This window comes from Collinsella sp. LCP19S3_D5 (assembly GCF_052121415.1).
GTDB lineage: Bacteria > Actinomycetota > Coriobacteriia > Coriobacteriales > Coriobacteriaceae > Collinsella.
In genome coordinates this window covers 34,884-40,883 of record NZ_JBQKEH010000018.1, presented here as the reverse complement: position 1 = coordinate 40,883, position 6,000 = coordinate 34,884, and the positions used below count along the sequence as shown (strand labels likewise).

General features: G+C 58.7%; 5 protein-coding genes. 3 read left to right on the top strand and 2 right to left on the bottom strand.

Annotated features, from left to right (window positions below):
* Window positions 1-77: 77 nt before the first annotated feature.
* On the bottom strand, window positions 78-974 hold the full coding sequence (locus ACTQXO_RS07830) for a tyrosine-type recombinase/integrase (RefSeq protein ID WP_441083251.1): 897 nt from the start codon (window positions 972-974) through the stop codon (window positions 78-80).
* Window positions 975-1,385: 411 nt separating this feature from the next.
* On the opposite strand from ACTQXO_RS07830, the gene ACTQXO_RS07825 reads away from it, so the two are divergent.
* From ACTQXO_RS07825 to ACTQXO_RS07815, 3 genes are all read left to right on the top strand, one after another.
* Window positions 1,386-2,873, top strand: coding sequence for an ATP-binding cassette domain-containing protein (locus ACTQXO_RS07825; RefSeq protein ID WP_441033725.1), 1,488 nt, complete (start codon window positions 1,386-1,388; stop codon window positions 2,871-2,873).
* Between the two features lie 560 nt (window positions 2,874-3,433).
* Window positions 3,434-3,970, top strand: coding sequence for a PTS sugar transporter subunit IIA (locus ACTQXO_RS07820; RefSeq protein ID WP_441031946.1), 537 nt, complete (start codon window positions 3,434-3,436; stop codon window positions 3,968-3,970).
* A 233-nt stretch (window positions 3,971-4,203) separates the two neighbouring features.
* Entirely contained in the window at window positions 4,204-4,761 is a 558-nt protein-coding gene (locus ACTQXO_RS07815) for a hypothetical protein (protein WP_427795241.1), read from the top strand.
* A gap of 511 nt (window positions 4,762-5,272) precedes the next feature.
* Here the strand turns inward: ACTQXO_RS07815 and ACTQXO_RS07810 are convergent.
* The gene (locus tag ACTQXO_RS07810) at window positions 5,273-5,941 is read right to left on the bottom strand and encodes an HAD family hydrolase (RefSeq protein WP_346978843.1); all 669 of its coding nucleotides are present in this window, start codon (window positions 5,939-5,941) and stop codon (window positions 5,273-5,275) included.
* Window positions 5,942-6,000 lie beyond the last annotated feature (59 nt).

The window sequence follows — 6,000 nt, the reverse complement described above, 5'->3', positions numbered from 1 at the left end:
GCGCGGCTGCGCCTATGGCACTTCAACATCATTGTCGCAGCCCCGACCCGCGGTCACGAGCGGGGGCTCCTATCTTTTTAGTGCCCTCGGATTGGGTCATAGTGTCTGTCGAGCCCCGCCGCGCGCAGGGCCTCCTTCGCAATCTGCCGTATGCTGCGCGTGGACAGCGGCTTCCCATATGTTTTGTTGGAGAGGCTGGCGAACAGCGGCGAGTCCTCCCCGACGACCTCGCGCCCCTCGCACCTGCGCGCTGCCAGGTAGTCGTAAATGGGTCCTAGAGTCGCATCGGTCAGCACCACGAGCGCGTCCTTCTCGACCCTGCCCTTGCCCTGCACGAGCAGAATCGTCTGATCGCCCCTGTTGCGCAAATCACCCAGACGGCCTCGCGTGACCTCCACCGAGCGTAAGCCGACTCTGATGAGCAGGTTCACCAGCGCGAAGTCGCGCTTGGCCTGCAGCGTGTCGCCCTTCAGCACCTGGAGCACACGCTTGGCCTGCGCCGGCGTCAGCGCGTCCTTGCGGTGGATGTTGCCCACTAGCTTGACCGTCTTTATGTCCGCGGCCACGTTCGGGTAGGCTCTCACGGACTCGAGCCATTTGAACAGGCTCTTGACCGCGGTGAGGTAGGTGCTCGCCGTCGAGGGCCGCACCCTCGCCAGCATGTCCTGCTTGTAGGCGAGGATGTCTCCCCTGGCGAGGTCTGTGATCCCTCGCTCCTCCTTCCACGCGAAGAAGCCCCTCAGGGTCCTGCGGTAGGTCTCCTTCGTGGTCTCGGCCAGCTCGGCCTCGACTAAAAAGCGCTCGAGCAGCATCTCGACGTCTGCGCTCAGGGCCACGGGACTCGAGGGCTGCTGCGTCGCTGTTATGAGTTGGTTCTGTGTTTCGTTTCCGTTCCCGGGTATGTTCTGCACATCGTGCACCACCTTCTTAATTATCTTCAATAAAGATAACACGGGAGGGGGCTGCAGTGCCAACCGCCGCCTTCGGCCATGCTCTGGCGGGTTGCGGGAAGGGCAGGCGTTTCTGTGTGATGCTTTCCAGCATCAGGCGCCAGCTAGAGGGAGCAGTGCCACGCAGTCTCTCCGCTCTCAGCACCAATCAGCACTTGGGTGAAGCGATGAGCCAAGGGCGCGCCGGCGAGTTGCCACCTGATTACCATGCTATAATCCTAGATATCAATCATCCAGCGGGGCCTTTGGCAAGCGCCGCTTCGAGTTAGGTCAGGTTAGATGAAGAACTAGCGATGCCCGTTTCGGGTACCCCATACGACCATTCTGTACATCCGGTCGCGCTTCAGGGTGCCGCATCGCTTCAGTGCCTTCTCGTTCCAAATCCATACATCGCGTGCCTGACCCCTGCGCGACCTCCTCTCAAAGGAGCTCGCCATGCAACTGAATCTCACTCACATCAGCTATACCTACCCCGGTACGGCATCGCCAGCCATCGAAGACGTCAGCGCCACGTTCCCATCGGGATGGACGGGCATCATCGGCGACAACGGATGCGGGAAGAGCACGCTCGCCCGTATCGCCGCCCGCGTTATTACACCCGATTCCGGGACGGTGAGCCCGAATCTGTTCGCGTCGTATTGCGAGCAAGACTCGACCCAAGAGCCAGACAAGCTCTTTGATCTCGCATCGGATTGGGGCAAGGAGGCGCAACGGGCAAGGGCGCTGCTCCGCATCGAAGACGACTGGTTCTGGCGCTACGACACGCTCTCGGGCGGTCAGCAGAAGCGGTTCCAGATCGCGTGCGCCCTCTATGCACAGCCAGATGTCCTCATCATGGATGAGCCGACCAACGACCTCGATGCCGCCACGCGCGACATCGTGAAGGAGGCGCTGGCCTCCTTCAGCGGCATCGGCATCCTCATCTCGCACGATAGGGATCTGCTCGATGGCCTTGTGGGCCAGAGCCTCATGTGCGAGGGCGCGCGTTGGACCATGCGCCCCGGCGGGTACTCGAAGGCAAGCGACCAGGCGGCGAGCGAACGCGCCTCTGCGATGAGGGATCGCGAGCAAGCCTCTCGTGAAGCTAAGCGCCTGAAGGCAGAAGCCCAGCGCAGGAGCGAAGAGGCGGCACGTCAGAAGGGCAAGCGAAGCAAGCGCGGCTTGAGCAAAAAAGACAGCGACGCTCGGGAGAAGATCGGACGCGCCATAGTCTCTGGAAAGGACGGCGTTGCAGGGAAGCTCTCGTCCAAAATGAGCGGGCGGCTCGCAAAGGCCGAGGCAGAGCTTTCTGAGAAAACCGTCTCGAAAAGATACGACTATCGTATCGGCGAGTTCGGCGTCGCTGCGCGCTCAAGTTGCGTGGCGCACTTGGAGGCATCGCGACTGTCTGCTGGCGAGTTCTCGATAGATGTGCCGGAGCTCTGGATCTCGCCAACGGATCACGTGGTGTTGACCGGTGCGAACGGAACGGGAAAGAGCCTGGTGGTACGAAGCGTCATCGAATCTGTTCCTGATAATGTCAAAGTTGCGTACGTTCCCCAGGACGTCGGGCCAGAGGAACGCGAGCGAGCACTGAGGCATCTCCGAGACCAGGACCAGGAGACGAAAGGTCGCATCCTCTCCATCGTGGCGCGGTTGAACTCCGACCCTGACAAACTGCTCGATGGCGACGATTTGAGTCCTGGCGAACTCCGCAAACTCATGCTTGCTGAACAGCTTGTTACGAATCCCAACCTCCTCGTACTCGACGAGCCGACGAATCATCTTGATGTGGGTTCTATTGAGGCGCTGCAGGAGATGCTGAGCGGTTTCTCTGGCGCGTTACTGTTGGTTACGCATGATAGACAGCTGTCGGAGGCAGTCACGCAGATTGGCTGGGAAACTATTCAAGGTGAGAGCCTGATGAGATTGCTGGTCGTCTAAACAATGGGTTTTATAAAAGAGCCTTGTCGGGTGGATTTGCAGCTTCAGTTTGCAATTATTGTTTAACTCCGCGTGGGTAGTCGCAAGCGGCTTGCTCGTGACGACAGCGACTATTGCCAAAGGGTGGACGCAAGCGGTTTGCTCGTGATGACAGCGACTATTGTTATCCTGTGGTTGCAAGTGGCTTAAAGGTGATGACAGAGTCGTGGAGTTCGACACCAAGATGAAAGTCCCATCAAAGTCACCGTCAAATATCTAGCACGGACAAACAAATAAGGACTCATAGAAACCCTTGGTCGGTGTGCTAACATGATTACAGTGAGTAAATAAGTCTTCAATAACACTAAGCCATTACATAATAAAAACGGCATCTGGAACGCTTTTGTTCACCTGGGGCTTATCGAGGCTTAATCGACAATATGAGTGCCCATGGGAAAAGGTTTTGGAAGGGCTTGGAAGGGCTTGTGATTTGGGCCCTCGCCTTAGCATTTTGGCCATTTGGCACTATAATCACCATAGGTATGCGCATAACGTTGCGCTTAATCAAGAGGAGAAAACGTATGGGTCTGTTTGATATGTTCAAGAAGAAGGCTGAGCCCGTGGCTGCCGCTGCTCCGGCCTCCATTTCTGCTTCTGCCGGCGCCGACGTGCTGTGTTCGCCCGTCAAGGGCAAGGTCATCAAGATGGCCGACGTGCCCGACCCCGTCTTTGCTGGCGAGGTTTTGGGCAAGGGCTGCGCCGTGTGGCCCGAGGACGACCTGGTCTACGCTCCCTGCGACGGCAAGGTGACCGTCACCATGGGTCACGCCGTGGGCTTGCAGTCCGATAGCGGCATCGAGGTTCTGGTGCACGTTGGCGTCGATACCGTCAACATGAATGGCGACGGCTTCGACGGCTTCGTCAAGGCCGACGACGTCGTGAAGGCCGGCCAGCCCTTGCTCAAGATCGACCGCGCCAAGATCGCTGCCGCCGGTTACAAGGACTGCGTCGTCGTGGCCGTGTCCAACACCGCCGAGTTTGCCGATGTCGAGCTCGCCGTCGAGGCCGAGTCTGCCGTCGCCGCCGGTGACGCCATCGTTAAGGTCGTCCGCAAGTAGTCTGCGGCATCCAGAAGATGCACAAGGGTGGTCGGGTTATCCGGCCACCCTTTTTTAATAGGCCGAGCAGGCGCATTTTATTGCAGGGGGCTTGCTTTATGGGCCATTCACTCGTCAAATTGAGCCGCCCACGCTTTTGCGACGTAGGGGGTTGAACGGAGCCGCTAATATGGACCTACTGTTACGACGTGCGCTGCGCGGGAAACGCAGCGCCGCTTGTTTGGAGGAATGTCATGAAAAAGAAGCTGCTGCTTGCGCCCCTGATGGCTGCCCTGGTCGCGTGCGTGGTTTTGCTTTCCGGCTGCGGAGGGCCTTCGGTGGAGGAGCTCATCACCAACGACCTTACGAGTCAGTTTGACGAGATCAAGAACGGCGGCGATGATTTCCTCTCCGGCCTGGAAGAGGCTTCGGGCGACGAGTTTGAGCAGCTGGGCATCGATCCCAAGGAGTATGCCAAGAGCTATCTCGAGGGTTTTGATTACAAGATCGGTGATGTGACGGTCGATGAGGACAAGGGCACCGCGACCGCCGAGGTCACCATCACCTGCAAGTCCATGAACAAGATCGTCGAAGATTTCGCCACCCAGTATCAGGAGAAGATCGCCGCACTCGATACGATGCCTTCCGAGGACGAGCTGTACAAGATGGCCGGCCAGGTGATGGTCGACGTGACCAAGGCCGCTAAGACCAAGGACACCAAGGTCACCTTTAAGTATTCCGCCAACGAGGATAACGAGTGGTCTGCCGACGATTCCGCAACCACCGAGATGATGAATGCGATGATGAACTAGTTCGTTGCGGCGTTTTACCAAACGCCGCAACTGCTCGACGCTGCGTGGGCACCAGAGCGACAACTTGTCATTCAAAGAGGACGGCATGACTAGAAGGTCTATGCCGTCCTCTTTTCATGCCAATTTGTTCGCTCTGGTGCCCGCTCGCTGACATTGCCGAAACATCGACGTTGCCATGGTAGTCATTGGGGACGTTCTTAAATGACTAGTCAAAAGGGACACTCTTGCGGCACTTGGGGACGTTCCTTTTCTGCCGGCAGCGGGGGACACTCCTTGCACCGGCGTTACATCGAGTGCTTGGGAAAATGCGACCCGGTTTTTGGCCGAATAGTGGGTTGCGGTTTCCGGATGGGGTGGGTTGCGGAAAGTGCGACCCGGAATATTGCTCCAAAACGGGATGTCGTTTCCCCGACGCGCCTCAAACGGAAAGTGCATCCCATTCCGGAGCCCCAAAACGGGATGCCGTTTCCGCGTGGAAGAATTGTCGCAGCTACGTTAAGCGGCGGCTTCGCTACTCGCCCAGCACCAGCGCTGCAAGTTCGTCCTGGGTGTCCACCACGTAGTCGGCGCCGGCGGCTTCCAGCTCTGCGCGGCCGCGGAAGCCCCAGCTGACGCCTGCGCTCTTAAGACCGGCGTTGTGGCCGGTCAGGATATCGACATTGGAATCGCCTACGTAGAGCGTGGTCGCCGGGTCGGCGCCCAGCTCTTCCATCACATGCAGCGTGACGGGTGCCTCGGGCTTAGGCGGAAACGCATCGACACGGCCCTGTACCAGCGCAAAGCGCTCGGAACCAAAATACTTCTCGATAAGCGGGGCCGCCGAGACGTGGTCCTTGTTAGTGAGCACGGCAAGCTGCACGCCCGCGGCACGCAAGCGGTCGAGCATCTCGATCGTGCCGGCATAGGGGGCGGTGTGGTCCTCCTTGTGCTCGCCGTAATAAGCCCTAAACTCGGCAAGCGTCTGCTCAAACATACGGCCGTCGCCCGCGTACTCGGCGGGCATAAAGCGCTCAACCAGCTTGAGCATGCCGTTTCCCACCTTGTAGCGGTACTCGTCAACGGCAAACGTGGGCCAGCCGTGCGCCTCGCAGGTATGGTTGCCGGCGGCTGCCAGGTCCTCGAGCGTGTTGAGGATGGTGCCGTCCAGATCAAAGATCACATGGGAAAAAGCTGCTGCCATGAAAGCTCCCGTCATTGGGTTTCAAAACGCACCCCATAATACTGGGCTTACGCGTTGGG